Raw genomic sequence first — 26,140 nt, forward strand, 5'->3', positions numbered from 1 at the left:
TTATTCCGGCTCGTTGTGGTGCTGACCTCCGATCCGGTACGGCGTGGTCACTCCGGTGTACGCCAAATGGGTCATCAGGCCTTCCTTGGCGTGCGGCAGGTTGTGGCAGTGGTCCATCCAGATGCCCGGGTTGTCGGCCAGGAAGGCGATCTCGTACGTCTCGCCGTCTCCGACCTCCAACGTGTCGGTCCACCAGGGACTTCCGGACGAGGCCACGCCGTCACGGCTCAGCACGATCGCATGATGACCGTGCAGGTGCATCGGGTGCGCCTGCCCACTGGTGTTGGTGATCCGCATCCGGACCACATCCCCCTCACTCACCATGTACATCGGCACGTCGGGCATCAGCTTGCCGTTGATCGTCCACCACAGTCCGGGCTTACCGTCGAGAAAACCCGGCCGCCTTCCGATCCGGTACTCGAACCGCCGATCCGCCCGCTCCGGGTCGAACCCCAAGTCTCCCGCGGGCGTCCCGTACGACAGCAGGTCCACGTTCTCCGCGGACAATCCCACCGCCGGCACTCGCGAATCCCGCGGGCCGATCAGCAACGAGGTGGCGGCACTACCCGCGTCGAGCCGCAAGGCCGAGCCGTCCGACGGGACCACCGCCGCCAAGTCGACGCGACCGCCCGCGGGTAGCAGATAGCCCGCGCCCGATACCGGCGTAGGCCCGCGCAGTTCCCGGCCGTCGACTGCCACCACGCGGTACGTCGCACCGGCGAGACCGGTCCGGATGACGGCGTTGTCCGTGTTGATCACGCGAACGCGCACCTTCGTACCAGCGGGCAGCTCCAGCCGGGACTGCCCGGTATGACCGTTGATGCTGCGCCGGTCGTCGTACGTGTGAATGGCGGCGATCACGTCCCGTACCGGAGCCGGTCCGTCGATCACGATGGTACCGAACAGGCCGTCACGCACCTGCTCGCTGGAGACCTGGTGCGAGTGATACCAGTACGTCCCGGCTTGTTCCGCCCGGAAGCGATAAGTATGACGCTTGCCGGGGGCAACCGAATCCTGAGTCACGCCGGCCACCCCGTCCTCGGCGTTCGGTACGTCTATCCCGTGCCAGTGCAGGGTCGCGCCTTCGGGGACCGACTCGTTGACCAGGGTGACCTGGACGAGATCGCCCAGCCGCGCGCGAATCGCCGGTCCTGGGGAGCTCCCGTTCAGGGTGAAACCGTCGACGGTTTGGCCGCTCGCGAGCGTGAACTTCTCCTTGCGAGCGGTCACGGTGACGTCCACGTCGGGCTTGCCGTCCGGCCCGCGCAGCTCCGCGACGCTCCTCCCGTGCTGCCCGTGTTCCTGGTGGTCGCCCGCGTGCGCGGGACCGCCACCGTTGTCGACGTACCCCATCTCCATTGCCGAGTACTCCCCCGGGACCAGGCTGGTCGCCCAGAGGTAGGCCAGCGGCGACAACACCGCGAGGGCCGACCCAAGGGCGACCAGCGTGCGCCGGCGTTTCCGCCGAGGTGCCTCAGCCACTGGTCGCAAGGGCCGGTGCATTGCTGGCCCGCCTCGCAGCCATGCTGGCGACTCCGGCGATCGCAAGGCCGTTGATCCCGTGCAGGATGCCAAGAACGGGTGCTCCCGAGGCAAGCACGGCCAGGGCGATCTGAAGTACGACCAGGCCGAACACGACGGCAGCCAGCTTGCGACCGCTCGGCACGTCCGCGAAGAACGACACCACCAGCAGTGCGAGTACAACGACCGCGAGGATGTTGCCGTTCAGCTGGTGAATCGACTGGCCGAGATTGCTGTACGACGAGTCGACCGTGACACCGTCCCGAGCGTCGCTGTTGAGCATGAACCCGTCGAGGCCGATCGCCGCCACCTGGATGACCACGCCGACGGCGGTCAGCAGGGCCAGGACCCGGTACGCCGCTCTCACGCGCGCCTACCTTGCGCCTCGCGCCGGTTCTTGCGCTGGGAGAACACGACTGCGCCGATCACCAGCGCCAGGAACAACGGCACCGGAGGATGTCCGCCCACCACCGCGCACGCGATCGACGCCAGCAAGGCGAACCCGATCAACGCCGCGATCACCGGCCCGGGCAGACCCCGTCGGCGGCCGGCCCACGGCGAACCGCTACGACCGGCCCAACCACCAAGGCCTTCCTTCTCCTCCCGCGGAGGCGTACCACCAGGGGGTGACTCGTCCGGCAGGTCGGTGAACAACGCCTTGAGATCGGCCCCGGTCTTCGCCTTCAGGGCTTCGTCGATCCGCTCGGCGTGTTCCTCCGCGGTCAGCCGGCCCGCCTCGTAGTGCCGGCCCAACCGCCGGATCGCTTCCTCCCGCTCCTGGTCCCCGACCCGGACCGCGTCCGGCCGGTCATTCTCGTTGCCGCTCATGACACTCCTCGATCGTCGTCGAACTGACTACGACGATCGTGTCCCGCCAGGGCTCCTCCCCGCGTCGTCCCGGCGGCGGCTCACCACCTACTCCCCAGGGAGTACACGGCCCTTCTTTGCGACGAAGGTGAGGAGCTGGCGGGCTCAGGAGGAGGCGGCGGCGAGGATGCGGTTGACGTTGTTGTTGGCTTCGACCAGGTCGGCTGGATCGGTTTCGAAGGCCATGACCGAGTCCATCGCGGGTTTCATCACCGAGGAGACGTCGGCCGCGTTCGGATTGGCGGGGTAGGCGAAGGTGGCGCCCGCCTGGACCGGTTCGAGGAACGGCGTGATGTCCCAGCCGTCGGCCGTGAAGGCCTGCTGGGCGGCCGGCATACAGGCCTTGACCGCCGGGAAGACCACGGCGGCCTTCGCGACGATGTCCTGCGCCTCCTTCGACCCGAGGAAGCTCACCCACGCCCAGGCGGCGTCCTTGCGATCGGTTCCGGCCCAGATCGAGTCGGCCAGGCCGTTCATCATCGACATCCGCTTGCCGTTCGGGCCTTCCGGCAACCGCGCGAGCTTGGTTTTCACCTTGCCGAGTCCGGCGTACACGCCGAGCATCCAGGAGCCGTTCGGTGTGATGGCGTACTTGCCGGCGCCGAAGGCCTCGGTGATGCCGACACCGGACTTTGCCTGCGCGAGGGTCGGCATGTAGCCCTTGGTGATCAGGCTGCGGTACCACGCGATCGTCTCGGTGAACTTGGCATCACCGTAGAAGAACTTCGTACCCCACGGCTTCCCCTCGCTGTACGTCCAGCCGTTGGTGGCTGCGTACCAGCTCCAGCTGGTCTGGCCGTCGGAGTCACCGCCGTCGCTGAAGCCGAGGCCGTACGTCTTGACGTAGTTCTTGTCGAACCCGGGCTGGTCCCCGCGACGGCCCTTGCTGTCCACCGTCAACCGCCGGACGATCTGCTCGAACGTACCGCCGTCCTTCGGGTTCCAGGTCATCGAGTTGAGCTGCTCCGCGCTGATCCCCGCATCGGCGGTCATCGCGCTGTTGTAGAAGTACGCCTCGGTGTCCCAGTCCTTCGGCAGTCCGTAACGCCGGCCGTCGTCGCCGATCCAGCGCTCGGCCAAGCCGTCTTGGTAGATGTCCAGGTCGAGCCCGTCACGATCGATCAGCTCGTCGATCGCCAGCAACTGGTCCTTCGAGGCGAACAAGGGGTACCGCGCGGAGTGCGAGGTGAACACGTCCGGCGCGGTCCCGGAGATGAAGCCGGTGACCAGGTTGGACCAGTAGTCATTCCAGCCGAACTGCTCGATCTTCACCGAGTACTGCGGGAACTTCTGCCGGAAGGCCTTCGCGCATTCGAGGTACATCGGCAGCTGCGCGGCGTCCCACAACCAGTACGAGACCTCTCCGGCCGGGCGGTTCGCGACCCCGTTGTTGCAGCCGGCCACGGCCGCGGCGGCCAGACCGGCGGCACCGGCCAGGAATGAACGACGTGAGATGGACATCTCGAACCTCACTTGATCCCGGAGAAACCGATGGAGTTGGTGATCCGCTTCGCGAACAGCAGGAACAGGATCAGGATCGGCAGCGCCGCCACCAGCGTCGCCGCCATCAACCCGGCCCAGTCCGGTGAACCCTGCGGCGTCTGCGACCGGAAGATGCCCAGGGCAACGGTCAGGACGCGCACGTTCTCCTGCTGCCCGACCAGCAACGGCCAGAAGTAGTCGTTCCACGAGGTGATGTAGGTCAGGATCGCGAGCGTGGTGATCGGCGCCGCGCTCATCGGCAGGATCAGCCCGAAGAAGATCCGGGGATGGCCCGCTCCGTCGATCATCGCGGCCTCCTCCAGCTCGCGGTTGATCGTGATGAAGAACTGGCGCAGGAAGAAGATCGCGAACGGCGTCATGAACGCGCTCGGCAAGATGATGCCGGCGAAGCTGTTCAGCAGACCAAGGTTCTTGATCAGTACGAAGTTCGGCAGCGTGCTGAAGATCGGCGGCACCATCAACGCCGCAAGGAACAACGCGAACACCTTGTCCCGGCCGGGCCAGCGCAACCGGGCGAAGGCGTAGGCCGCCATCGCGCTGAAGAAGACCTGGCACACGGTCGTGACTGTTGCCACCACCAACGAGTTCCGCAGGTACAGCCAGAAGTTGACCGAGGCACCACTACCACCTTGGGCCTGGGCCTCCTCGACCGTGGCCAGCCCGAGCACCCGCTTGAACGCGCCCAGTGTGGTCTCCACCGGCAACAGCGATCCCGGATTGCCGAACAGGGCCAGGTTGTTCGACAGCGCCGTACGCAGCATCCAGTAGAACGGGAAGAGCGTCACCAGCATCAAGGCGATCAGCAGAGCCCACGCGACCACCCGGCCGGGGTTGATCCGTTCCCTCATGCCAGATCACTCTCCTTGGCCCGCAGCAGCCGGAGCTGGAGCAACGAGACCACCGCGAGAATCGCGAACAGCACCATCGCCATCGCGGAGGCGTAACCGAAGTCGAACCGGGCGAACGCCCGTTCGTAGATGTAGTAGTAGAGAACGCGCGTGGCGTTGATCGGACCGCCCTGGGTGGTCACCGCGACCGTGTCGAAGATCTGGAACGAGCCGATCATCGTGACCACCAGCACCATCACCAGCACCGGCCGGAGCAGCGGCAGGGTGATGCGCCGAAAGGTGCTCCACTCCGAAGCGCCATCCACCTCGGCGGCCTCGTACACGTACGACGGAATCGTCTGCAGGCCGGCGAAGACCAGCAGCGCGGTGTAGCCCATGTGCCGCCAGACGTTGATCAGGGCAATGGTCGGAATACCCCAGATCGATTCGCCGAAGAAGGCGATCGGATCGATACCGACCCAGGTCAGCAACTGGTTCACGATGCCGATCTGGTAGTCGAGCATCCAGAACCAGACCAGCGCGACCACCACGTTCGCGATCAGGTACGGCATCAAGATGATGCCCCGGACAACAATCGACTTGGTCAGCCGGAACATCAGCATCGCGATCGCGACCGCCAGCACGGTCTGCAACCCGATGTTGATCACGACGTACTCGACGGTGACCAGCAGCGCGTTCCAGAAGAAGCTGTCGTGCAGCATGCGCTCGTAGTTGTCCAGGCCGTTGAACTTCGGCGGCGTGAGCAGGCTGTATTCGGTGAAACTCAGGTACGCGCCACGCAGCGTCGGCCAGATGTAGAAGACCACGAAGCCGATGGTGGCCGGGAACAGGAAGATCGCGGCCACCTTGAGGTCGCCGTACCGTCGGGTGCTCGCCTTGGCGGTCACCGGGCCTCCTAGTCGAGGGAGCGGATGTCCAGCAGAATCGCGTTCTCGGGCCACTGCGCGGGGATCTGCACGCCGACCGCGGCGAGGGCGGTGCCGTTCAGCTCGACGGCCTCGCGCATCCAGTCGGCGGCGCGCAGTTGCTTGCCGGGCGTGTCCATTCGTGTCACCCGGTAGCGCCGGTCGGGCACCAGTCCGGGAATGCGGACGCGGCCCAGGTCGGAGGTGATCGACTGGGCCAACTGCACCGCGGCGAAGACGGCGCGTGAGCCGTCCTGCGCCACCACACCATGCAGCCAGAACTCGTCCTGGCCGCGGTCGGCCCGGACTACCCGGCCCGTGTGCAGCAGCGGGCGTAGTTCCTTGTGCAGCTTGACCCAGCCTGCCAGCTCGGCCCGCTCTTCGGCGGACGCCGCACTGATGTCCCACTCGATCCCGAAGTGACCGAACATCGCGGTGATCGCGCGGAAGGCCAGTGCCTGGGTCCGGCCGCTGCTGTGCGAGGTCGGCGGGCCGACGTGGCAGCCGATCAACTCGGGCGGCAGCAACAGCTGGGTGTAGCGCTGGATGCGCTGCCGTTCGAGGGCGTCGTTGTTGTCACTGCCCCAGACCCGGTCGGTGTGTTCGAGAATGCCGAGATCCACCCGGGCACCACCGGACGAGCAGGACTCGATCTCCAGGCCGGGATGACGCTCACGCAGTTCGTCCAGCAGGCGGTAGATCTGCTGCGTCTGCACATGCACACCCGGGCGGCCGGTCAGTTGGTTGCCCGCATCAACGAGATCGCGGTTGTGATCCCACTTGAGGTAGGCGATGTCGGGATACTCCGCCAGCAGCGAGTTGAGCCGCTCGAGCAGATAGTCGTAGGCCTCGGGAATACCGAGGTTGAGCACCTGCTGATGCCGCGCGGCCGGCGGCATCCGGTTGCCGGTGGCAAGAATCCAGTCGGGATGGTTCCGGGCCAGCTCCGAGTCCGGGTTGACCATCTCGGGTTCGAACCAGAGGCCGAACTGCAGGCCCAGCTTGGTGACGTGCGCGATCAACGGGTGCAGGCCGTCCGGCCAGACGTCGGCATCGACGTACCAGTCGCCCAGTCCGGCGGTGTCGTCGCGACGGCCGTTGAACCAGCCGTCGTCCAGTACGAACCGCTCGGCACCAACCTCCGCGGCCGCGTCGGCGATCGCCTTCAACCGCTCGAGGTCGTGATCGAAGTAGACCGCTTCCCAGGTGTTCAGCACGACGGGCCGGTCGCTGTGCGGGTGGTTCGGCCGCGCGCGAAGGTACTCGTGGAACCGGGCGGACGCCTGGTCCAGACCGATGCCGTAGCTGCCGAAGATCCAGGGCGTTTTGTACGACTCCCCCGCCTCGAGCCGGCCTTCGCCGGGCAGGAGCAGCTCGCCGCCACCGATCACGCCGAAGCCGGTCTGCCCGCGTTCGGCGTACGTCGTGTGGTTGCCGCTCCATGCGGTGTGAATACCCCACACCTCGCCGGAGTTGAACCCGAACCCGCGCTCACCGGCGTACAGCAGCAACGTCGCGTCGGCGCCGGTCCGGCCGCGACGGCTGTCCCGCACATGCGCGCCGTGCGTAAAGGCGTGCCGCTGCGGCGCCCGCTCGCCCGCCCACCTGCCGGTCATGTCGAACAACTCGGTGGCCTCGGTCGGCACCGGCAGCGCGATCCGCAGCCCATCCACCGTGTACGCCGACGCGCCCGCGTTCGTGACCCGGGCCTTCGCGCGGACCAGACCGGACGGCGTGAGTTCGAGATCGATCGTCAGTGTCAGTCCGGCCGTCTCGTCGGCGGCCTCGACCCGCACGGCGTTCTCGCCGGTCAGGGCGGCACTCGTCCGGACGAAGGCGGCGGAGAAGTCGCGACCATCCCGGTGACCGGTCAGCCCCGGCAATCCGAACCAGCCCGACGAGTACTGCGGAATCACCGCGACCGGCGGGTTCACGTCCAGGCCGGTGCCCGGCGGGGCGATACCGGCACCACGGCGCAGTTCCGGCAGGTCCAGCTCGCCGAGGTCAGCACCCCAGTGCACCACCACGGGCAGCGTCGGCCCGCCGCAGTCGAGCACCAGGCTCACCCCGGCGGCGCGGAAGTGCAGCAGGTCAATGTTCGACACTGTTGATTCACTCTTCTTTCTGTTGACACCTAGGTAAGGACAATTTCGTCCCCACCGCCGGGTTGTCAATACCTTGACCAGCTTAAGGAAGGCTGGCCTGCCAGATCACAGAGAGTGAAACAAGAGGTCACGCGATCGCGCCGAGCCGCGACGGCGTTGCCTTGTGTCAGGCCAGCCGCACCCGGACCAGCAAGTCGTGCAACGCAGCTGCCGCCGAGGGCTGATCCGGCAGGATCGAGGTGGCCTCGCCGTCCTCCAGCGCCTGCTGCAACCGGGCGTAATCCACCTCCAGCACCTCGGCGGCCGGCGGGATGACCAAGTCCTTGAGACTGCCGTGCTCGGCCTCAATCTTCACCGCCATCAACTCCGGCAGATAGTCAGGTGCCTCCGGCAACGACACGAGCTGACGCAGATCCGCCTGCACCTCACCCGATCGCAGCAGGTGGATCCCCGTCAGCAGCACACGGAACGTGTAGAGCAACGGCTTGAGTTCACCACTCTTGCCGAACAGATCCCACTGGTTCCGGCCGAAGCCGCGGTAGTGATGCGAGTGCCACTTGGTCAGACATCCCGGAGTCAAGGCAACTAGTTCCTCATGATGCGGGCTGGAGGCAACGACCAACGGCGAAAGCACCTGCTCCAATACGTAACCGTTGCGGCGTAGCAACAGCCGCGCGAACTTGGCGAAGTCGTGGCTGACCAGATCGACCTCAGCCTCATTCTGGAACCACGTCCGGTCGAGCGTCTCCGGGCCGGCCTGCAGGCCAACCACTTCGGCGAGCGGCAACACGTGCACGCCGCGCAGGTCGACATCGGAGTCCCGACTGGGGAAGCCATACAAGTGCGCACCGGAGACTGTTGCGAACAGTAAGCGATACGGCTGGTCCGCGATGATGTCGCGGAGTTCGGCGAAGTCGAGTTCGGTCATGTCCCGGGTCATCGCCGGTCCTCCAAGTTGCGCGCGCGGACGGTGTAAAGCCAGGCGTTGACGCGAGCCACATCGGGCACCTCGGGCAACGAAGTCGTGGTGAGAGCCTGCTCCAGGTCGGCGTGCAGGCTCAGGCGCCAGCGCTCGACCTCGTCCCACGGCAGCTCCCCGGCCCTCAAGGCGAGCAGGCGGTCGCGGTGCGGGCCGGCGTCGATCGTGAGCTGGCCCTCGTGCAGCAAAGTACGGGCCGCCAGCAACAACCGGATCAGGTGCATGGCGTGTTTCCACTTCGGCCGGCCGTCCCGGCGGAAGTCCGCCTCGAGCTTCTTGAATTGGCTCAGCACATAGCCGGAGTACGTCTGGTAGGCCAATTGCGAGAGGAAGGCGTCCCGCAGTTCGACCAGCTCGGTGCCGATCGGCGTCTGCCGGACGACCAAGGGTGAATGCAGCACCTCAAGCATGTTCGGATTGGCCTTGAGCGCCAGCTCGCAGAACCGCTCGACCTCCCACGAGAACCACTCGTCCGCAGGTCCCTCGACATGCGTCGGCGGCTTCGCGAACGACCAGAAGGCCTCGGTCGGAGCGACGTACACGCCTCGGGTATCGGTGTCCGAGCTCTCCGTGTCCAGGCCGAAGGCCCGCGAACCGACGATCGCGGCGTACACGGTGTGCTCGCGGACCAGCGTCGCCCCGTCCACCGCCGCGACAGCGATCTGCTCGCTCTGGTACGCCGTACGCAGCGCGAGTTGGTTCCGCTCACAGACCACCTCGCGGTCGTCAACGAGCCGTACCTGGTAGCGGCCGTCGGAGCCGAGACCGGTGACCCGGCCGGTCGCGCCGGCGGGGATCGGGCCGGCCGCGGCACGGAGAACCACCTGGGTTCCCGGCGCGAGTTCTGGCGTGGCAGCGGACATGGCGTCATGCTGCCGGAAGGCGCAGGTCACGCGGTCGGCGGGTGGGAACGGACGACCCCCTGGCGTGCGTCTGTACTTACGGCTGGATCACCAACAGGGAGGGGAAGTCTGATGCGAAGTGAGCTTTTCGCCGCATCCAACCAGGAGCAGGAGTCGGCCCAGGCCGGCCTGCGACTGCAGAACTCGAAGCTGCTCAAGGTCGAGCTGCGCGGCGAGGTCTTCGCGCGACAGGGCGCCATGGTCGCCTATCAGGGCAATGTGCAGTTCGAGGCACAGGGTGCGGGCGGGATCGGCAAGTTCCTGAAGAGCAAGCTCACCGGCGAGGGCATTCCGCTGATGAAGATGCGCGGCCAGGGCGACGTGTTCCTCGCCGATCGCGCCGCGGACATCTACCTGATCGATCTGGAGGGACCGCACGACGGCCTCAGCATCAACGGCGCCAACGTGCTCGCCTTCGAACCGACGCTCAGCTGGGACATCAAGATGGTCCAGGGCGCCGGCATGATGTCGAACGCGGGCCTGTTCAACTGCAACTTCAGCGGCCAGGGCCGGATCGCGATCACCTGCGCAGGTACGCCGGTCGTGCTGTCGGTGGACCAGCCGACGTTCGCCGACCCGCAGTCCGCCGTCTGCTGGTCGACCAGCCTGCAGACCGGGTACCAGCGCGCGGAAACGCTCGGCCTCGGCACGCTGCTCGGCCGTACGACCGGGGAGGGCTTCACGATGAGCTTCGCCGGTCAGGGCTTTGTTGTGGTCCAGCCGTCCGAACAGCCGCCCGGTGGCTTCATCGGCGGTGCCGGTCAGGGCCAGCAGGCCGGCCAGGACGGCGTCGGCGGCATGCTCGGCGGTCTGCTCGGCGGCCGCTGACCCCACCCGTTTCACCAGCGGCCACTTCGTGCACCCGCGCCACCTGAGCGCTTACTGCCTCAGTGCTCGCTGATTCGGGCCGGTTCTCCTCCGTGGAGAGCCGGCCCGGATCGCTTCTTGACAAATTCATTTGTCAATAGGACAGTAGAGCTCGTGACAGAACGCATCAGGTACCTCGAGGAGCCCGAGCAGGTCCGGGCCGCCCTCTCGCCGTTGCGACGCCAGCTGCTCGGGTTGTTGCAGGAGCCGGCGTCGGCCAGTCAGCTCGCCCAGACGTTGGACCTGCCCCGGCAGCGGGTGAACTACCACCTCAAGGAGCTCGAAAAGGCCGGCCTGGTCGAGCTGGCCGAGGAACGGCAACGCCGCGGGTTCGTCGAGCGCCTATTCCGGGCGACCTCCGCGGCGATCGTGGTCGACCCGGCGGTGATGACCACCGGCGAGGAACGCGCCTTCACCCGGCTCCACGACCAGTACGCCGCCGAGCACCTCGTCGAGACGGCCGCGAGCACCGTGCGCGAGGTGGCCCGCATGCAGGGCAAGGCGGCCGAGGCCGGGCAGCGCCTGCTGACGTTCACCCTGGAGGCCGAAGTGCGCTTCGCCGAACCGGGCGACCTGCACCGTTTCACTGACGCCCTCACCGAGGCCGTGCGCCGTACGGTCGAGGACTTCGACGCCGAAGGCGGCCGGCCGTACCGCCTGATCGCAGGCGGATTCCCCCGCCCCGCCGGCCCGCCTTCCACCGCCGGCCCGCCCGAGCAACCTTCCACCGCTGGTCCCACCGAGCAACCTTCCACCGCTGGTCCCATTGAGCCACTTCCCCCGCAAGGAGATGCATCGTGAACACGCCACGTATCGAGGTAACCGTCGCCGCGCCGGTCGAGGCCGTGTGGGCCGCATTGCGCGAGAAGGACAAGATCCGGCATTGGCATGGCTGGGAGTTCGAAGGCCTTGAGGCCGAGATCGACCTGATCTACTTCACCGCCTACACCGAATCGACCGACGACCACACGCTGGAGGTGCAAGGCGGCGACCGGTTCGAGCTCAGCGAGGTCGATGGCGGCACGCGGGTAGTGCTCACCCGCGGCCCGCACAGCGACGATCCCCAGTGGGAGCCGTACTACGACGACATCACCGAAGGCTGGATCACGTTCGTCCAGCAGCTCAAGTTCGCCGTCGAGCGTCACCCGGCCGACGCCCGCCGCACGCTGTTCTACTCCGGTACGACGCCACTGCCCACGGCGGACGTCTCGGGAGAGCCAGGTACGTCGTACGAGGCCGAGGTCCTCGGCGAGAAGCTGCGCGGCGAAGTGTGGTTCCGCTCGGAGCACCAGCTGGGTCTGACCGTTGAAGGCTGGGGCGACGGCCTCCTCGTCCTGAGCCACATTCCGCCGTCGGACGCAAAGCCCGAGGGTGCCTCGATGGCCGTGCTGACCTTGTACGGCGTCGACCCGGACGAGATCGACGCGCGCTGGGCGCCGTACTGGAAGAAGTAGCAGGAACGCTAGGTATTCGGTTGTGCACGTAGGGTCTACCGTCGCGTCACTACGCGGCGGTAGATTCCGGCCACCGCGGTGGCTGCGACGGGGCTCGGGGGCGGCCACCACCCGCCCACGGAAGGCCGTGCCATGCGCCGAAGCCTGTTGTCCCTCAGTGTCACCTCTGCGACCTTGCTCGCCCTGCTGGTCCCACCACCAGCTCAAGCGGCTCCGGCCGCTCAAGCCGACGGACCCGGCTCCGGAGCGCCGTACGTCGTGAGCGTCGGTGACTCGTATATCTCCGGTGAAGCCGGTCGCTGGGCCGGTAGCTCGAACCAGTCCGAGGCCCCGGCCGACGCCCTCGGCGCGCACGCGTATCACGACAACGCCGCCGGAACCGGCGAGGCCATCGAACGCTGCCACCGCAGCAAGTCTGCCGAGATCTTCATCGGCGGCGGCGTCAACGGCCTCAACCTGGCCTGTTCCGGCGCCCGCGCGATGACCACCTCGGGTGATCTGTTCAAGCCCGGTCTCGACTTCTTCGACAACGGCGCGGGCCGGATCGGTCAGGCGAAGGCGCTGCAACAGTTCGCGACGACGCACAACGTGAAGATGGTGGTCGCCTCGATCGGCGGCAACGACTTCGGATTCGCCGACGTGATGGCCACCTGCGTGACGAACTTCCTCACCTCGCCGTCGTGGAACCCGAACCTCTGCCAGGACGACGCCTCGGTCACGGCCAACTTCACCGCCGCCAACATCACCGCCGTACGCGCCCGGATCGCGACGGGCCTGCAGAACATCCGTACGGCGATGCGCAACGCGGGTTACGCCGACACCGCCTGGACGCTGGTCGTACAGACGTACCCGTCGCCGCTACCGGCCGCGAGCGCCTTCCGCTACGGCCAGAGCGGGTTCACCCGGCAGAGCGTCGGCGGCTGCGGCTTCTGGAACGCCGACGCGAACTGGGCGAACACCACCGCCCTCACCACGATCAACGCGACGGTTCGTGCCGCCATCACCGACTCGGGCATCGCGGGTATCCGTACGCTCGAACTGGCCTCCGCCTTCAACGGCCGCCGCCTCTGCGAGAACACGGTCGGCCTGTACGAAGAGGTGGGCCTGTCCTCGTGGACCCAGCCGACGGCGGTGGACCGCACCGAATGGATCAACCAGATCCGTACGGTCACCACGGTCGGCTCGAACTACTACATCCAGGAGTCGCTGCACCCGAACTACTGGGGCCAGCTCGCGCTGCGCAACTGCGTTCGTCAGGTCTACAACGCCGGCGCACCCCGCGGCGGCACCTGCTCAATCGCCGGTACCGGCCTCACCAACGGCGAACCCCGCATGGGCTTGTCGTAGGCCTAGCCCACCTCGGGACGGTCGGCCAGTTTGAGCCAGACCACGCCGCCGATGATCACCGCAAGCCAGAATGCCTTGGCCGCGGTGAGGGATTCGTCGAAGAAGAGTGGGCCGAGGAGCGCGGCGCCGACGGCCCCGATGCCGGCCCAAACGGCGTACCCGATGCCGACATCGATCGTGCGCAGCGCGACGCTGAGCGCAAAGAGGGTCAACAAGAAGAAGACCACCGCGACGAGGGACCACGACAGCACGGTGAAACCTTCGCTGCCTCCGACGGAGAGGGCGTAGCCGACTTCGAAGGCCCCGGCGAGACCGAGCACGAGCCAGGCCCGTGCTCGGTCGCTGCGGTTGTTGCTGGCGCTGCGGTTGCTGGTGGTCTGGTGGGTGGTTGGGGTGGTCATGGCGGGTCCTAGGTCGTTGCGGGGGTTGGACTGGGTTTCAGGCATCAGACGGCTCCGCTCAACTGGAGGCCGACCACGCCGACGATGACGGCGGCAATGCCGAGGAACTTGCGCCAGCCGAGGCGCTGCCCGAACAGGAGGACGCCGAGTACCACGATTCCGACCCCCGCGACGGAGGTCCAGATGGCGTAACCGACACCAACGTCGAACGTGAGCAGCGCCAGGCTGAGGAAGTAGGTGGCGATACCGCCGCTGACGAGGGTCGCTGCGGTCCAGCCGGCTCGGGTGAACCCCTGAGCCTTACCGGCGGCGATGGCCACCGCGATCTCGAAGACGACGGCTATGCCGAGATAGAGCCAATGCATGGTGATGTCCTTTACTAGGCAGGTCAGAAATGGATGTGAGAGCGCTGCAGATACCGCGTGAACGGCTCCAGGCCCCGATCGACCGGTAGGTGCCGGGCCGTCGCCGCGAGCGGGAGCCGGTCGGTGCCGTCGGCCAGGTAGCTCGCGCGGTAGTCGAACCCGAACTCGGCCGCGGTGTTCCGATCGACGGCGAAGTGAACGGCGGCGATGCCATGGCCCGCCGCCACCCGGTAGCACAGGGCGCAGGGCTCACCCGTCGCAAGCAACATGCTGCCCTCCAGCCCGTCGGCACCGCGAGTCTCGACGGCCTCCCGAATGGCCACGATCTCCGCATGAGCCGTCGGATCGCCGGTCTCGCGAACGAGGTTCACGCCAGGGCCGGGCACCCACCCATCGCCGGCAACAACCAAGCCGACAAAGGGGATTCCGCCGGACTCAACATGACGCACGCTGAACTCCACCGCGTCAGCCATCAAAGCCCGCAGCCCATCCGTAGCGGCGGTCATGCGGCGGCCGCCTCGGCCAGCGCCCGCCGGATCACCCCTTCGCTCGCGACACCCTCGATCCGCCGAGCGCCGCCTTCGACGCGCCGGCGCGGGACGCCTCCGGCTTCGCGCCGGTGCGGGACGCGTCCGGCGCGTCGGGGCGCGCCTTCGATGCGCCGCGTGGCCAGGCCCTTGGTACGGCGAGGGGCGACGATGATCGTGGGTACGACGGTGATCCCTGCGCGGGCTGATACGGCCAAGGCGTGGCGGTGCCGATCGGCGTACTCCTGGTCGTCGAGGGCGGCGGTGTAAGCGGCCCGGTCGAGGCCGATCTCCCCGGCCAGACGAGCCAGCACAGCGCGGTCGCCGATGTCGAGGTTCTCGCGGAAGAACGCCGTCAGCATGCGACGGTGATAGGCCTGAGCGAGCCCCTGGCCGGCGGCGTACTGCGCACCGCGGAAGGCCAGCTCGGTGTACGGCTGGGGCGAGATGCTCGGCAGGCTCAGCGGCACCTCGTAGCGGCGGGCCATCGGATACACCCCGATCTGCCAGATGCCCGGCAGGTACGGGTCCTCCGGCCGCAGCGTGGGAGTCGGATGCGGACGGAGTTCGAACGGCCGGTGTACGACCTTGACGTCCGGCCGATCGCTGAGCGCGCGTTCGAGCAGCTCGTCGGCGATCAAGCAGAACGGGCAGACGTAGTCCGACCACACGTGGATCTGGACACTCATCACGGTCTCCGGGTAACGAGCGCCCCTGGTGGGCGCGGCCCTTTGATCGTGGACCTTCACATTGGTGTCAACTGCAAGAATGGAGGCGAGCCAACAGCCGGAAGGAGGTCTCATGCGCATCGGCGAACTGGCAGAGGCGACAGGGGTCAGTACCCGGTCTCTGCGGTACTACGAGGAGCAGGGGCTCATCCGGTCCGAGCGCACTCCCGGCGGCTGGCGCGACTTCGAGTCGTCGATGGTGGAGCGGGTGGTCATGATCCAGCACCTATTCGCGGCGGGCTTGAGCAGCACCACCATCAACGAGCTACTGCCCTGCCTCGAAGCGTCGCCGGAGGAGCGCAACGGCGTGATGGAACAACTACTCGCCCAAGAGGTAGAGCGCCTGGAAACCAAACGCCGCGAACTGGACCGCGAACTCGAAACCCTGCAAGCCCTCCGCCACGAAACCGCCCTAGAACCCAAGCCCACCTAAGCATCCGACGGGCCACACTCACCCACTCGCCCGCACAGGTCGACGGACACCACCCCTTGCACTCGTCGGCCCGAACCCGCCAAGGGCGAAAAAATGTCCAGCAGACTCACCAAGACGGGCAGCGGGGTGGGAAGAGGGATGTGGCCCGCCGCATTTGGCCGCCGGGGCTCGGGTTCGCGGTCCCAGCAAAGGAAATCGAGGGCCAGCAGGGGCAACGGGTTCCTGGCAGGCGTTGTAAACCCTGCCAGGACGCCGTTTGAGGCGCTCGACCCTCACAAGGTGTCCCCAATGCGGCTCGTCGCCCACCCGGGAGGCTGCACGGTGGCGCGGTACGCCCGATCCCGGCCTGCCACATGCCACCTTCCTCGAGTGGACGCGTGCGGACGCGACCACTCGCGAAGACCGGTGACCAGTCGACGGCACACGCAGGCGACAGGGCAGCAACCCTTTGCATTCGTCGGTCCGAATTCGCCCTTCCCGGGGCATGAGAAAGGGCCTCGCGTTGCCGCGAGGCCCTTTTTCGACTCATGGGGGTGGAGGTGGCGGGAATCGAACCCGCGTCCTTCAGCGTCGCCCCAAGACTTCTCCGGGCGCAGTCTGTCAGATCGCTTTTCTCAGCCCCAGCGCTCGGACAGACACGTCGCTGACAGGCTCAGTTACTGTAAATGTCCCGTGTTAACCCCGTAACCGGGTTAACAAAGCAAGCTTCCTAGCTGAGGCCAGGAACCGGGTCGGAAGCACTCCCGGGCTGACCCTTCGTTTACCTCAGGCCGTCAGGCGGCGAGAGCGAAGTTAGTGCGCGATTCTTTGGCACTTATTGTTTTCCAGAGATCGTTAACGAGATAACCCTGGATCCTCGGCCCGCTTCTCTTGGCACGTACGTCCAAAGTCGAAACCGTTCACCCCCTCTTGAGTTTTCAAGCCCCACGCCCTCCGAGCTGCCCCGGTGACCGTGGAACCTCAACACTATCAAGTCCAACCAATCCCCCGCACCTCAGATTCCCGAACCACCGGCCGCAGGGCCGCGGCGGTGCGGGCGGATCAGCGGATCAGGCGGAGCGTGGCGGGGTAACGGAAGTTGCCGCCGAGGGCCGTCGCCAGGCCACCTACGCCGGTGAGAACCGCCCAGAGCAGGCCGAGTACCGGGAAGAGGAAGGCGGTGAAGCCGTCGGTGATCCCGGTGAGCACGCCCAGACCGGCGAACATCAGGGCCGCCGTGAGCTGGAAGTTGACCGCCTCGACCGCGTGCCGGCGGACGGCGGGATTGCGCGAACCGGCGGTCATCGCGACCACGGCCGGGCCGACGAAGGAGGTGGGAAAGCCGAGCCAGTGGGTCAGCGTGCCGACGCCGCGGCCGTCGCCGTCGTACCGCTGCACCTTGGTCGGCCGGGTGAACGCCGCCGGGGCGAACGTCGGAACCGGATGGGAGACGAGGCCGGTGAAGCTCGCGTTCAGGTCGGCCCGGGTCCGGGCGCGCAGGGCCTGATCGAGTCGCTCCTCGAACTCCATCCGCCCGAGGCGGCCGTCGGCGTACATCTCTTGCAGAATCTCGACGCCGCGGTCACGTTGCTCCGGCGTCACCAGCAGGTCTGAAGTGGACATGTCTCCACTGTCCCCGCCACCTCGGCGCCAGCGTATGGGGTGGAGCCCGGATCACCCCCTGAGCAATCCCCGGGTCAGCCTCGGCGGCGGTCGGACAGGGCGCGCTGGGCCTCGCGGTTGGCCTGGCGCTCGGCCAGGGCGTGCCGCTTGTCGTAGTCCTTCTTACCGCGCCCGGTGGCGAGCTCGACCTTGGCGTAGCCGTCCTTGAAGTACAGCGACAACGGGATCAGCGAGATGCCCTGTTGCTCGACGGCCCGGATCAGCTTCTCCATCTCGTCCTTGTGCAGGAGGAGTTTGCGGGAGCGCCGCGGCTCGTGGTTCGTCCAGGTGCCGTGGGTGTACTCCGGGATGTGCATGCCGTTCAGCCACAGCTCCTTGCCCTTCACCGCAGCGAAGGCGTCAACGAGGGAGGCCCGGCCGAGCCGCAGGGACTTGACCTCCGTCCCGGTCAGCACGAGCCCGGCCTCCACCACGTCGTCGATGTGGTAATCGTGACGCGCCTTGCGGTTCTGCGCGATGGGCTTTTGGCCTTGCTCCTTCACCATCCGCCCATTGTCGCAAACCGCTCAGAGCCAGCGCATCGGGTTAACCACTCGGCCGTCCTGGTAGACCATGAAGTGCAGGTGGCAGCCGGTCGAGTAGCCGGTCGTACCGACGTACCCGATGACGTCGCCCTTGCGCACCCGCTGGCCGACGTACGACGAGTAGCTCGACAGGTGGTTGTAGACGGTGACCAGGGCCGATCCCTTCACCACGCCATGCGAGATGAAGACCCGGTTGCCGTAGCCGCCGTTGTAGTAGCGGTCCGTCACGACGCCCCCGGCGGCCGCGCGGATCGGCGTACCGCAACCGCCGCCGAAGTCCGTACCGTCGTGCAGCTTCCAGTAGCGCAGGATCGGGTGGAACCGCATGCCGAACGGCGAGGTGATGTAGGTGTTGACCGGCATGATCAGATCGCCGTCCGCCCCTGGATCCGGCGGGACCGGCCGGGGCTTGCGCTTCTCGCGCTGTGCCTTCGCCTTCTCCGCCGCCTCGGCCAGGGCACGCCGTCTCGCTGCCGCGGCCTTCTCGGCAGCGGCCCGGGCGATCAGGATCCGGGTGACGCGGTTCCGCTCGTTGACCAGCTTGTAGTACTCGTTCAGTTCCTTGGCGCGGTTGTTGGCCGCGACGTGGAACAGGCGCAGCTTCTCCTGGGCCATCTGCGCGACTTCGGCCTTCTGCGCCGCGACGGCCTGTGTCAGTCGTCCTACCCGCTGGACCGTACGAGCGGCCTCGGCCCGTTCGGCGGCGACGGCCTTCTCCGCGGCGGCCACCTTGACCTGGCGGTTCGCCAGTTGCGCCTGCGCGTCGTTCAGCTTGTTCAGGGCCTTGCCCTGGGTGGTGAACACGTTGCGGCGGACCTGGAAACCGGTGGCCAGATCGCTGGAGTTCTCGCCGCGCAGTACGAACGAGAGGCTGGCGAGGTTGTTCTGCTGCTGGTACGTCGACCGCACCGCCTCGCCCGCGAGCTGCCGGGTCTTCTGGATCGCCTGCTCGCCCTCGACCACCTCGGCCTTCGCCGCGGCGAGCGCCTGCTCGGCCGCGACCAGCCGTTTGGCGGCGACCACGTCGGCCGCCTTGGCCGCGGCGAGCTCACCCTGGACCGTGGCGTAGCGGTTCTGCACCCGGGTCAGCTTGCTGCTGGCCTGGTCGTACGCGGTCACGGACGCCTGCAGCGTGTCGTACGACTCCTCCAGATCCGCCTTCGAGGCCTGGATCTGCTTGTCGATCTCCTGCTGCTGCTTCTTCGGATCAGGCGGATCCGCTGGCCCCAGAGCTTGGGCAGCCGGATTCACCGCCAGTAGGCCGGCGGACATGGACAGGACTACGCAGCAAGCGGCGACCAGTGACGGCCGCTTGCGCCCTGAAGGCACACCCGGTCGAACACTGGTGGCGCCGATGCTGTCGTCTCGCTTGATGCGTACCCACCGAAACGGGTTCGCACCGGGGAAGTGCGGGACCACAGTCGACCCCTTGCTATGGGTGAAGGTTTGTTGCCTTCCGACGGTAACCGACAGCTATCAGACTTTGAGGTATTTCCGCGTTGTCAGGAATGTCGGAATGATCGCCAGTACCAGGCCCACGCCCACCATGATCGCGGTCGCCCACATCGTCTCGCCGATACCGATCCATTCCCAGGAGCGGAAGGTGCTCTTGGCGTACCGGTTGACGGTGAAGTAGATCATCAGCCAAAGGGTGCCGCAGGCAAGCATCGCGCCGATCAGGGCGGCCAGCACCGCCTCCAGCAGGAACGGCAGCTGGATATAGAGGTTCGAGGCGCCCACCAGGCGCATGATGCCTATCTCCCGGCGCCGCGCATACGCGGCCAGACGGATCGTGTTCGCGATCTGCAGCACACCGGCTCCCAGCAGCAGGATCGCCGCGACCACCGAACCGATCTGCAGCGAATTGAGGGCCGTGAACAACGGTTTCAGGATCGTGCGCAAATCCTGCACCAGGTCGACCCCGGGCAGACCGGAGACCGCACTGACCAGGTTCTCGAAGCGCTGTGGATCCTTGAGCTTGATCCGGAAGGACTCCTGCATCTGGTCGACCGTCACCGTGCCGACGATCGGTGAGTCCTTGTACAGCTTCTTGAACTGGTCGTAGGCCTGCTGCTTGGTCTCGACGAAGACGCCGTTGGGCGCGGTGTCGGGGCTGGCCTCGATCGTCTCGCGAATCCGGTTCTTCTGGGCGGCCGTGACCTCGGACCCGTTGCAGCCGCGGCCGCCGGAGTCCTTGGTGCACAAGAAGACGGAGATCTGGATCTTGTCGTACCAGTTCCCCTTCATCAGGCCGACCTGCTGATTGATCGCGAGGGCGCCGCCGAGCAGCGACAGCGAGACCCACATCGTCACGACGACCGCGATCGTCATCGACAGGTTCCGCTTCAGGCCGATGCCCAGGTCGGAGAGAACATAGTGCAAACGCATGGGAAGTCAGACCGTTTCGTCGGAGGAGATCACTGCTGGTAGCCGTACACGCCGCGCGATTCGTCGCGGACGAGGTGGCCGTTCTCCAGCTCGATGACGCGCTTGCGCATCTGGTCCACGACCGACACGTCGTGGGTCGCCATCACCACGGTGGTGCCGGTCCGGTTGATCCGGTCCAGCAGCTTCATGATGCCGATCGAGGTGCCCGGGTCGAGGTTTCCGGTCGGCTCGTCGGCGATCAGGATCATCGGCCGGTTCACGAACGCGCGGGCGATCGCGACCCGCTGCTGCTCACCACCGGACAGTTCGTCGGGGAGGCGGTCCTCCTTGCCGTCCAGGCCGACCAGCTCGAGCACCTCGGGCACCGTCTTGCGGATGTGCGCGCGGGGCTTGCCGATCACCTGCAGGGCGAACGCGACGTTCTCACTGACGGTCTTGTTCGGCAGCAGGCGGAAGTCCTGGAACACGGTGCCGATCTGGCGGCGCATCTGCGGCACCCGCCAGTTGGGCAGCCGGTTCAGGTCCTTGCCGGCCACCATGATCTGGCCCTTGGTGGTGCGGTGCTCGCGCAGCACCAGGCGCAGGAACGTCGACTTGCCGGACCCGGAGGTGCCGACGAGGAAGACGAACTCGCCCTTCTCGATGTCGACGTCGACATTCTGCAGGGCGGGTCGCGACTGACCCTCGTACGTCTTGGAAACCTTCTCGAAACGGATCACGTGAGCTCTCGGCCGTGGGTCGGGGGCAGGGGTGCGACTCTCCGGCGCCGGGCTGTCACCGTGCGCAGGAGTAGCGGCCGTCGTTCAGTGTAGGTGAGGGGGGCGCGGCTCTCCCGCAGGCACCTCGGACAGGCGCGGCGATGAGCGGATACCGGACACCACGGTCCTTGCGCCAGACCGCCGGCCGCGAGGTGGTTCAGGCCGGGGCCGGGGCGGGGCCGCCGTTCTCCGGGCGGGCGGTTGCGATCCGGGCCACGCCGGCGTCGGGTTTGCGCCCGGCGCGTTTGGCCGCCTCGACATGCAACCGGGCCAGCTCGACGGCCTGCCGGGACACCTTCACGGTCTTCTTGTCAGCCATCGGCGATATCTCCTTCGACCACGACGGTGTTCGCGTCTGCCAAATCAGCGTACGTCTCCGGGCCGACGCGGTCGATGGTGACAGCCGCCGTGAGGGCCGCCACGAGGTCATAATCCTCCGGTTGTAACAGCTCTGACCTCATCAGTGAGCGGAGCGTGACGACACCGGCATGGGTTTTGGTCTCGTCGCCGGTGGTGATCTGCTCGACGGCCCACCGGACCATGCGCATGGTCTCCTCGCGGTGCCGCCAGACGTCGAGTTCCTGGTCGGCCTTGCGGGTGATGCGCGCGCCGATCAGCACGCCGGCGAAGGCCACGAACGGGCTCGCGACGGTGGCCAGCACTCCCACCCAATCGGGAATCACGCTGACCTGCTCAAGCGCGCTCGACGCGGCACGAACACGACGACCCCCATAAGTCCTAGGTATTGGCCCGGCGATGATGCTACGACTGATTCCATCAGCAGGCACCGACAGTTTGCGAGCGATGACGTGACGGACCAGGTCTTCGAGTACGACGTGTTCGTCCAGGGCACGGTTTTCCTGGACATCGTGCTCACCGGTCTGCCGTCCGCTCCGGCGACCGGAACCGAGATCTTTGCCGAGGGCATGGGTTCGTGCCCCGGCGGCGTAGCGAACTTCGCCATCGCCGCCAGCCGCCTCGGCCTGCGCAGCGGCCTGGCCGCCGTGTTCGGCGACGACGTGTACGCCGACTTCTGCTGGCGCACGCTCGCCGAGCAGGAGAAGGTCGATCTGTCGCACTCCCGCCGGATCGGCCACTGGCACTCCCCCGTCACGGTCTCGATGTCGATCGACCGGGACCGGGCCATGGTCACGCATGCGCACGACGCACCGGGCGACCCGAGCAAGCTGGTCGGCCCGGGGCTGCGTACGAAGACCGCGATCGTGCCGGTCACCGAGGAACAGCCCGAATGGACGGTCGAGGCCCGCCGCTCCGGCGCGCTGCTGTTCGGGGATGTCGGCTGGGACCCGACCGACACCTGGTCACCGGCCGTGCTCGACGTACTCGACGGCTTCCACGCCTTCACCCCGAACGCGGTCGAGGCGATGGCCTACACCCGCACGGACAGCGCCGAGGCGGCATTGCGCAAGCTGGCCGACCGGGTCCCGCTGGCGGTGGTGACGAACGGCTCCGACGGCGTGATGGCGATCGACTCGTCCACCGGCGAGGAGGCTCAGGTGCCGGCGTTGCCCGTTCGGCAGTACGACCCGACCGGCGCGGGTGACGTGTTCCTGGCTTCGCTGGTGCTTGGCACGCTGCGGGAATGGCCGCTGGCGCATCGGCTGGCCTTTGGCAATCTGTGTGCGGGGTTGTCCGTCCAGCACTTCGGTGGATCCCTCGCGGCGCCGGGCTGGGGCGACATCATCGACTGGGTCCGTGACCACAGCCGCTCCCGCCCGGGTGACGTCGATCCGGCCATCTTGAGGCAGTACGCGTTCATCGGTGACGTCCTGCCCGAAGGTCCCGTGCCGATCGTTCGCCGCGCGGGCGCCACCATCGCCCGCCTCTCCGACGCGTGAACCGAGCTGCCTGTGGATAACCGCGGGCACGCGACCTGAGTTGGTCGTAGGGTCGGGGATGTTGCGTGACGGTCGGGTCACGCAGGGTTCTCGTGGAGGTGCTGGCGAATGACTGCGGGTGGCGTGCAGGGGTTGGGACGGCGGCGGTTTCTAGCGCTCGGCGGTGGGCTGGCGGCGATGGCCGTCGCGGGCTGCGGGTCGAACACCGGCCGCGAAGAGCAACCGGAGGGCGGTTCCGGCTCCGGCTCCGGCGACAAACCCAAGCTGTCCCAGTGGTACCACCAGTACGGCGAGACCGGCACTCAGCAGGCTGTGCAGAAGTATGCGGCGGACTATCCCGACGCGACGGTCGAGGTGGTCTGGACCGCGGGTGACTACGACAAGAAGGCCGCCTCCGCGCTGCTGACCGACAGTGGCCCGGACGTCTTCGAGTACGGCAACGGCCCGACGATCGACATGATCAAGGCGGGCCAGGTCGCCGATCTGAGCGACCTGCTCGGCGACGCCAAGGACGACTTCACCCCCTCGCTGCTGCAGCGGATGACCTACCAGGACAAGCTGTACGGCGTTCCCCAGGTCACCGACCTGCAACTGCTGGTCTATCGCAAGAGCATGCTCCAGGCCGCCGGCGTTCAACCGCCACAGACGGTCGACGAGTTGATCGCGGCGGCGAAGAAGCTGACCACTGGCAAGGTGACGGGCCTGTTCGTCGGCAACGACGGTGGCGTCGGCGTGCTCGGCGGTCCGGCGCTATGGTCCGCCGGGCTGGACTACCTGACCGAGGAGAACACCTTCGGCTTCGACGACCCGGCCGCGATCGAGTCGTTCCGCAAGCTGCGTGAGCTCTTCAAGTCGGGCAGTCTCCTGCTCGGCGCGCCAACCGACTGGTCCGATCCGTCGGCGCTGACGCAAGGCCTGACCGCGATGCAGTTCACCGGGTTCTGGACGTTCCCACAGCTGCAACGGGATCTCGGCGACGACTTCGGCGTACTGCCTTGGCCGAAGCTGAACGACGGCGGCAAGGCCAGCGTGCCGGTCGGGGCGTTCTCGGCCGCGGTGAGCAGCAAGTCGAGGAACGTGGATGCCGCGAAGCAGTTCGTGAAGTGGCTGTGGGTGGATCAAACCGACAAGCAACTCGACTGGGCCCAGTCGTACGGCTTCCACATCCCGGCGCGCAAGAGCCTGATCGAGAAGGCGGACAAGCTGAAATCCGGGCCGGCGGCCGACGCGGCCAGGCTGGTGAACGAGGTCGGCCGGCCGCAGTCACCGTTGCTGTGGACACCGAAGTCCGCAACGGCGTACTCCGACGCCCTGAACCGGATCGTGAAGAGCGGCGCCGACCCGGCCGCGGAGATCAAAACCGTGAAGGCCGTCGTCGACGCAGAGCTGAAGCGCATCGCGGGGTGAGTTCGACCACGCCGTCACTGGCCCGGCGGTTGCGGGGCCGCCAGGATCGCAACCTGTGGTTCGCGATTTTTGTCGGCCCCTTCCTGCTCGGCCTGCTGATCTTCGTTTACATCCCGATCCTGTGGAGCGTCTTCCTCAGCTTCTTCGACGCCCGCAACACCGTCACGCCGACGGACTTTGTTGGCCTGGGCAACTACACGGACATGCTCGGCGATCCGGCGTTCCGGTCCAGCCTGATCACGTTCGTGCTGTTCGCCGCGTTCATCGTGCCGACCACCTTCGCCTGCTCGCTCGGCCTTGCCCTGCTGGTGAATCGGGCCCGCTTCGCGAAGGCGTTCTTCCGCTCGGTGTTCTTCCTGCCGACGGCCTGCTCGTACGTGGTCGCCTCGATGATCTGGAAGCTCTCGATCTTCTCGGGTGTGCGGTTCGGCCTGATGAACACGGTGCTCGGCTGGTTCGGCCTCGAACCGATCGCCTGGTTGTCGATCACCCAGCCCCCTTGGTACTGGCTCGTCATCGTGACGGCCCGGTTGTGGTTGCAGGCCGGGTTCTACATGATCTTGTTCCTGGCCGGACTGCAGCGAATTTCCCCGTCGCTCTATGAGGCCGCGGCCATCGACGGCGCAAGAGGCTGGAAGGTGCTGCGGTTCATCACGTTGCCCCAGCTTCGAGCCACCTCAACCGCCGTACTGCTCCTGCTGTTGATCAACGCGTTCCAGGCGTTCGACGAGTTCTACAACCTGCTGTCCACCTCCGGGCAGTACCCGCCCTATGCGCGGCCACCACTCGTCTACCTGTACTACGCGGCGCTCGGCCAAGGGCAGGACTTCGGCCATGGCAGCGCCGGCGCGGTGATTCTCACGCTCATGATCGCGCTGATCGCGTTGGTGCAGGGCAAATTCCTGGGCCTCGGCAAGAGGGAGGACTGATGGCGGTCATCCAGCGATCCCGGGCCGACCGCGCCGGCAACATCATCCGGTACGTCGTGCTCGTGGCGGGCGCGCTGCTCTTCCTGCTGCCCTTCTACCTGCTGGTGCGCAACGGGTTGTCGACCACCCGCGAGATCACCTCACCGGACTGGACGTTCTGGCCGTCACAGCTGCAGTGGGGCAACATCGCGGACCTGTTCAATGACCCGTCGGTGCCGATGTTCCGCAGCCTGGTCAACTCGCTGCTGATCGCGGTCGTGCAGACCGTCGCCGTACTGGTGATCTCCGGCCTCGCGGGTTACGGGCTGGCCCGGATCCCCTTCCGGTATGCGAATGCCGTCTTCTACGTCATCGTCGCCACCCTGCTCATCCCGGCCGCGGTGACGTTTGTGCCGAGCTTCGTCCTGGTCTCCACCCTCGGCTGGATCTCGACCATGCGCGGGTTGATCATTCCCGGCTTGTTCCAGGCTTTCGCGACGTTCCTCTTCCGGCAGTACTTCCTGGGCTTTCCGAAGGAACTCGAGGAAGCGGCGCAGCTGGACGGCGTCGGCTACTGGGGCACGTTCTGGCGCGTGGTGGTGCCGAACTCGTCAGGCTTCATCGCCGCCATCGGCACGATCACGTTCATCGGTTCGTGGAACGCGTTCCTCTGGCCACTCGTGATCGGGCAGGACCCGAGCTCGTGGACCGTGCAGATCGCGCTCTCCACGTTCCTCACCGCGCAGACGATCAACCTGCCGCAGCTGTTCATCGCCGCCGCGATCGCGATCCTGCCGCTGGTGGTCATGTTCGTCTTCCTGCAGCGCTGGATCGTCGAAGGAGTCGAGCGCTCCGGCATCAGCGAGTGATACCGGAGCGCCC

The 26,140-nt window shown here is 66.9% G+C and carries 29 protein-coding genes and 1 other RNA gene; 9 read left to right on the forward strand and 21 right to left on the reverse strand.

Features of this window, described 5'->3' with window-relative positions; all coding sequences use genetic code 11:
• From ACFFGN_RS20850 to ACFFGN_RS20890, 9 genes are all read right to left on the reverse strand, one after another.
• Nucleotides 1–1,482 (reverse strand): multicopper oxidase family protein, encoded by a 1,482-nt coding sequence (locus ACFFGN_RS20850; RefSeq protein ID WP_380050245.1) that lies wholly within the window; start codon nucleotides 1,480–1,482, stop codon nucleotides 1–3.
• Nucleotides 1,475–1,888, reverse strand: coding sequence for a hypothetical protein (locus tag ACFFGN_RS20855; protein ID WP_380050248.1), 414 nt, complete (start codon nucleotides 1,886–1,888; stop codon nucleotides 1,475–1,477). Before ACFFGN_RS20855 ends, ACFFGN_RS20850 begins: the two co-directional genes overlap by 8 nt.
• Nucleotides 1,885–2,349 carry a DUF1707 SHOCT-like domain-containing protein gene (locus tag ACFFGN_RS20860; protein WP_380050251.1) on the reverse strand — a complete coding sequence of 155 codons (465 nt, stop codon included), beginning with the start codon at nucleotides 2,347–2,349 and terminating at the stop codon, nucleotides 1,885–1,887. Before ACFFGN_RS20860 ends, ACFFGN_RS20855 begins: the two co-directional genes overlap by 4 nt.
• A 144-nt stretch (nucleotides 2,350–2,493) precedes the next feature.
• On the reverse strand, nucleotides 2,494–3,849 hold the full coding sequence (locus ACFFGN_RS20865; RefSeq protein WP_380050254.1) for an ABC transporter substrate-binding protein: 1,356 nt from the start codon (nucleotides 3,847–3,849) through the stop codon (nucleotides 2,494–2,496).
• An 8-nt stretch (nucleotides 3,850–3,857) separates the two neighbouring features.
• Complete coding sequence (locus ACFFGN_RS20870; RefSeq protein WP_380050257.1) at nucleotides 3,858–4,739, reverse strand: carbohydrate ABC transporter permease; 882 nt, start codon at nucleotides 4,737–4,739, stop codon at nucleotides 3,858–3,860.
• A complete protein-coding gene (locus ACFFGN_RS20875; RefSeq protein WP_380050260.1) occupies nucleotides 4,736–5,626 on the reverse strand; it encodes a carbohydrate ABC transporter permease in 891 nt (296 codons plus the stop codon). Before ACFFGN_RS20875 ends, ACFFGN_RS20870 begins: the two co-directional genes overlap by 4 nt.
• Nucleotides 5,627–5,634: 8 nt before the next feature.
• Nucleotides 5,635–7,749 (reverse strand): alpha-galactosidase, encoded by a 2,115-nt coding sequence (locus ACFFGN_RS20880; RefSeq protein ID WP_380050263.1) that lies wholly within the window; start codon nucleotides 7,747–7,749, stop codon nucleotides 5,635–5,637.
• A 166-nt stretch (nucleotides 7,750–7,915) separates the two neighbouring features.
• Nucleotides 7,916–8,689 carry a nucleotidyltransferase domain-containing protein gene (locus ACFFGN_RS20885; RefSeq protein ID WP_380050266.1) on the reverse strand — a complete coding sequence of 258 codons (774 nt, stop codon included), beginning with the start codon at nucleotides 8,687–8,689 and terminating at the stop codon, nucleotides 7,916–7,918.
• Nucleotides 8,686–9,591 carry a nucleotidyltransferase domain-containing protein gene (locus tag ACFFGN_RS20890; RefSeq protein ID WP_380050269.1) on the reverse strand — a complete coding sequence of 302 codons (906 nt, stop codon included), beginning with the start codon at nucleotides 9,589–9,591 and terminating at the stop codon, nucleotides 8,686–8,688. The genes ACFFGN_RS20885 and ACFFGN_RS20890 overlap by 4 nt, the downstream gene beginning before the upstream one ends.
• A 111-nt stretch (nucleotides 9,592–9,702) precedes the next feature.
• Here ACFFGN_RS20890 and ACFFGN_RS20895 point away from each other — a divergent pair, with 111 nt between their 5' ends.
• The 4 genes from ACFFGN_RS20895 (at nucleotide 9,703) to ACFFGN_RS20910 (ending at nucleotide 13,298) form a co-directional block, all read left to right on the forward strand.
• Entirely contained in the window at nucleotides 9,703–10,458 is a 756-nt protein-coding gene (locus tag ACFFGN_RS20895; RefSeq protein ID WP_380050272.1) for an AIM24 family protein, read from the forward strand.
• A 153-nt stretch (nucleotides 10,459–10,611) separates the two neighbouring features.
• Nucleotides 10,612–11,298: a helix-turn-helix domain-containing protein gene (locus ACFFGN_RS20900; protein ID WP_380050275.1), complete on the forward strand. Its 687-nt coding sequence runs from the start codon at nucleotides 10,612–10,614 to the stop codon at nucleotides 11,296–11,298.
• Nucleotides 11,295–11,951: an SRPBCC family protein gene (locus ACFFGN_RS20905; RefSeq protein WP_380050278.1), complete on the forward strand. Its 657-nt coding sequence runs from the start codon at nucleotides 11,295–11,297 to the stop codon at nucleotides 11,949–11,951. The genes ACFFGN_RS20900 and ACFFGN_RS20905 overlap by 4 nt, the downstream gene beginning before the upstream one ends.
• 132 nt (nucleotides 11,952–12,083) lie before the next feature.
• Entirely contained in the window at nucleotides 12,084–13,298 is a 1,215-nt protein-coding gene (locus tag ACFFGN_RS20910) for an SGNH/GDSL hydrolase family protein (protein WP_380050281.1), read from the forward strand.
• A gap of 2 nt (nucleotides 13,299–13,300) precedes the next feature.
• Here ACFFGN_RS20910 and ACFFGN_RS20915 read toward each other — a convergent pair whose 3' ends face one another.
• From ACFFGN_RS20915 to ACFFGN_RS20930, 4 genes are read right to left on the reverse strand one after another with little or no spacing between them, the layout of a single operon-like run.
• Nucleotides 13,301–13,699 (reverse strand): DMT family transporter, encoded by a 399-nt coding sequence (locus ACFFGN_RS20915; protein ID WP_380050284.1) that lies wholly within the window; start codon nucleotides 13,697–13,699, stop codon nucleotides 13,301–13,303.
• A 44-nt stretch (nucleotides 13,700–13,743) separates the two neighbouring features.
• On the reverse strand, nucleotides 13,744–14,064 hold the full coding sequence (locus tag ACFFGN_RS20920) for a DMT family transporter (RefSeq protein ID WP_380050286.1): 321 nt from the start codon (nucleotides 14,062–14,064) through the stop codon (nucleotides 13,744–13,746).
• A 23-nt stretch (nucleotides 14,065–14,087) separates the two neighbouring features.
• Nucleotides 14,088–14,570, reverse strand: a complete 483-nt coding sequence (locus tag ACFFGN_RS20925) for a deaminase (protein ID WP_380050288.1) — start codon at nucleotides 14,568–14,570, stop codon at nucleotides 14,088–14,090.
• Nucleotides 14,567–15,280 carry a DsbA family oxidoreductase gene (locus tag ACFFGN_RS20930; protein WP_380050291.1) on the reverse strand — a complete coding sequence of 238 codons (714 nt, stop codon included), beginning with the start codon at nucleotides 15,278–15,280 and terminating at the stop codon, nucleotides 14,567–14,569. Before ACFFGN_RS20930 ends, ACFFGN_RS20925 begins: the two co-directional genes overlap by 4 nt.
• Nucleotides 15,281–15,392: 112 nt before the next feature.
• Between ACFFGN_RS20930 and ACFFGN_RS20935 the strand changes: the two genes are divergently transcribed.
• Nucleotides 15,393–15,752 (forward strand): MerR family transcriptional regulator, encoded by a 360-nt coding sequence (locus ACFFGN_RS20935; protein ID WP_380050294.1) that lies wholly within the window; start codon nucleotides 15,393–15,395, stop codon nucleotides 15,750–15,752.
• A 531-nt stretch (nucleotides 15,753–16,283) separates the two neighbouring features.
• Here the strand turns inward: ACFFGN_RS20935 and ssrA are convergent.
• The 8 genes from ssrA to ACFFGN_RS20975 form a co-directional block, all read right to left on the reverse strand.
• Nucleotides 16,284–16,659, reverse strand: a transfer-messenger RNA (tmRNA) gene (ssrA, locus tag ACFFGN_RS20940).
• Nucleotides 16,660–16,793: 134 nt separating this feature from the next.
• Nucleotides 16,794–17,354: a DUF1707 and DUF4870 domain-containing protein gene (locus ACFFGN_RS20945; RefSeq protein ID WP_380050300.1), complete on the reverse strand. Its 561-nt coding sequence runs from the start codon at nucleotides 17,352–17,354 to the stop codon at nucleotides 16,794–16,796.
• Between the two features lie 74 nt (nucleotides 17,355–17,428).
• Nucleotides 17,429–17,899, reverse strand: a complete 471-nt coding sequence (gene smpB / locus ACFFGN_RS20950; protein WP_380050303.1) for an SsrA-binding protein SmpB — start codon at nucleotides 17,897–17,899, stop codon at nucleotides 17,429–17,431.
• Nucleotides 17,900–17,920: 21 nt separating this feature from the next.
• Nucleotides 17,921–19,210 (reverse strand): M23 family metallopeptidase, encoded by a 1,290-nt coding sequence (locus ACFFGN_RS20955; RefSeq protein WP_380050306.1) that lies wholly within the window; start codon nucleotides 19,208–19,210, stop codon nucleotides 17,921–17,923.
• 204 nt (nucleotides 19,211–19,414) lie between these two features.
• Nucleotides 19,415–20,326, reverse strand: coding sequence for a permease-like cell division protein FtsX (ftsX, locus tag ACFFGN_RS20960; protein WP_380050309.1), 912 nt, complete (start codon nucleotides 20,324–20,326; stop codon nucleotides 19,415–19,417).
• 29 nt (nucleotides 20,327–20,355) lie between these two features.
• Nucleotides 20,356–21,045: a cell division ATP-binding protein FtsE gene (gene ftsE, locus ACFFGN_RS20965; protein ID WP_380050312.1), complete on the reverse strand. Its 690-nt coding sequence runs from the start codon at nucleotides 21,043–21,045 to the stop codon at nucleotides 20,356–20,358.
• A 196-nt stretch (nucleotides 21,046–21,241) separates the two neighbouring features.
• Nucleotides 21,242–21,403 carry a hypothetical protein gene (locus ACFFGN_RS20970; protein WP_380050315.1) on the reverse strand — a complete coding sequence of 54 codons (162 nt, stop codon included), beginning with the start codon at nucleotides 21,401–21,403 and terminating at the stop codon, nucleotides 21,242–21,244.
• Complete coding sequence (locus ACFFGN_RS20975) at nucleotides 21,396–21,746, reverse strand: hypothetical protein (RefSeq protein WP_380050318.1); 351 nt, start codon at nucleotides 21,744–21,746, stop codon at nucleotides 21,396–21,398. The genes ACFFGN_RS20970 and ACFFGN_RS20975 overlap by 8 nt, the downstream gene beginning before the upstream one ends.
• Before the next feature lie 147 nt (nucleotides 21,747–21,893).
• Here ACFFGN_RS20975 and ACFFGN_RS20980 point away from each other — a divergent pair, with 147 nt between their 5' ends.
• The 4 genes from ACFFGN_RS20980 (at nucleotide 21,894) to ACFFGN_RS20995 (ending at nucleotide 26,127) form a co-directional block, all read left to right on the forward strand.
• Complete coding sequence (locus ACFFGN_RS20980) at nucleotides 21,894–22,943, forward strand: carbohydrate kinase family protein (RefSeq protein WP_380050322.1); 1,050 nt, start codon at nucleotides 21,894–21,896, stop codon at nucleotides 22,941–22,943.
• 108 nt (nucleotides 22,944–23,051) lie between these two features.
• Nucleotides 23,052–24,350: an ABC transporter substrate-binding protein gene (locus tag ACFFGN_RS20985; protein ID WP_380050325.1), complete on the forward strand. Its 1,299-nt coding sequence runs from the start codon at nucleotides 23,052–23,054 to the stop codon at nucleotides 24,348–24,350.
• Nucleotides 24,347–25,279, forward strand: a complete 933-nt coding sequence (locus ACFFGN_RS20990; protein WP_380050328.1) for a carbohydrate ABC transporter permease — start codon at nucleotides 24,347–24,349, stop codon at nucleotides 25,277–25,279. The genes ACFFGN_RS20985 and ACFFGN_RS20990 overlap by 4 nt, the downstream gene beginning before the upstream one ends.
• Nucleotides 25,279–26,127: a carbohydrate ABC transporter permease gene (locus ACFFGN_RS20995; RefSeq protein ID WP_380050331.1), complete on the forward strand. Its 849-nt coding sequence runs from the start codon at nucleotides 25,279–25,281 to the stop codon at nucleotides 26,125–26,127. The genes ACFFGN_RS20990 and ACFFGN_RS20995 overlap by 1 nt, the downstream gene beginning before the upstream one ends.
• Nucleotides 26,128–26,140: the final 13 nt, after the last annotated feature.

Source organism: Kribbella deserti, from assembly GCF_042434725.1.
In the GTDB taxonomy this organism is placed as follows: Bacteria; Actinomycetota; Actinomycetes; order Propionibacteriales; family Kribbellaceae; genus Kribbella; species Kribbella deserti.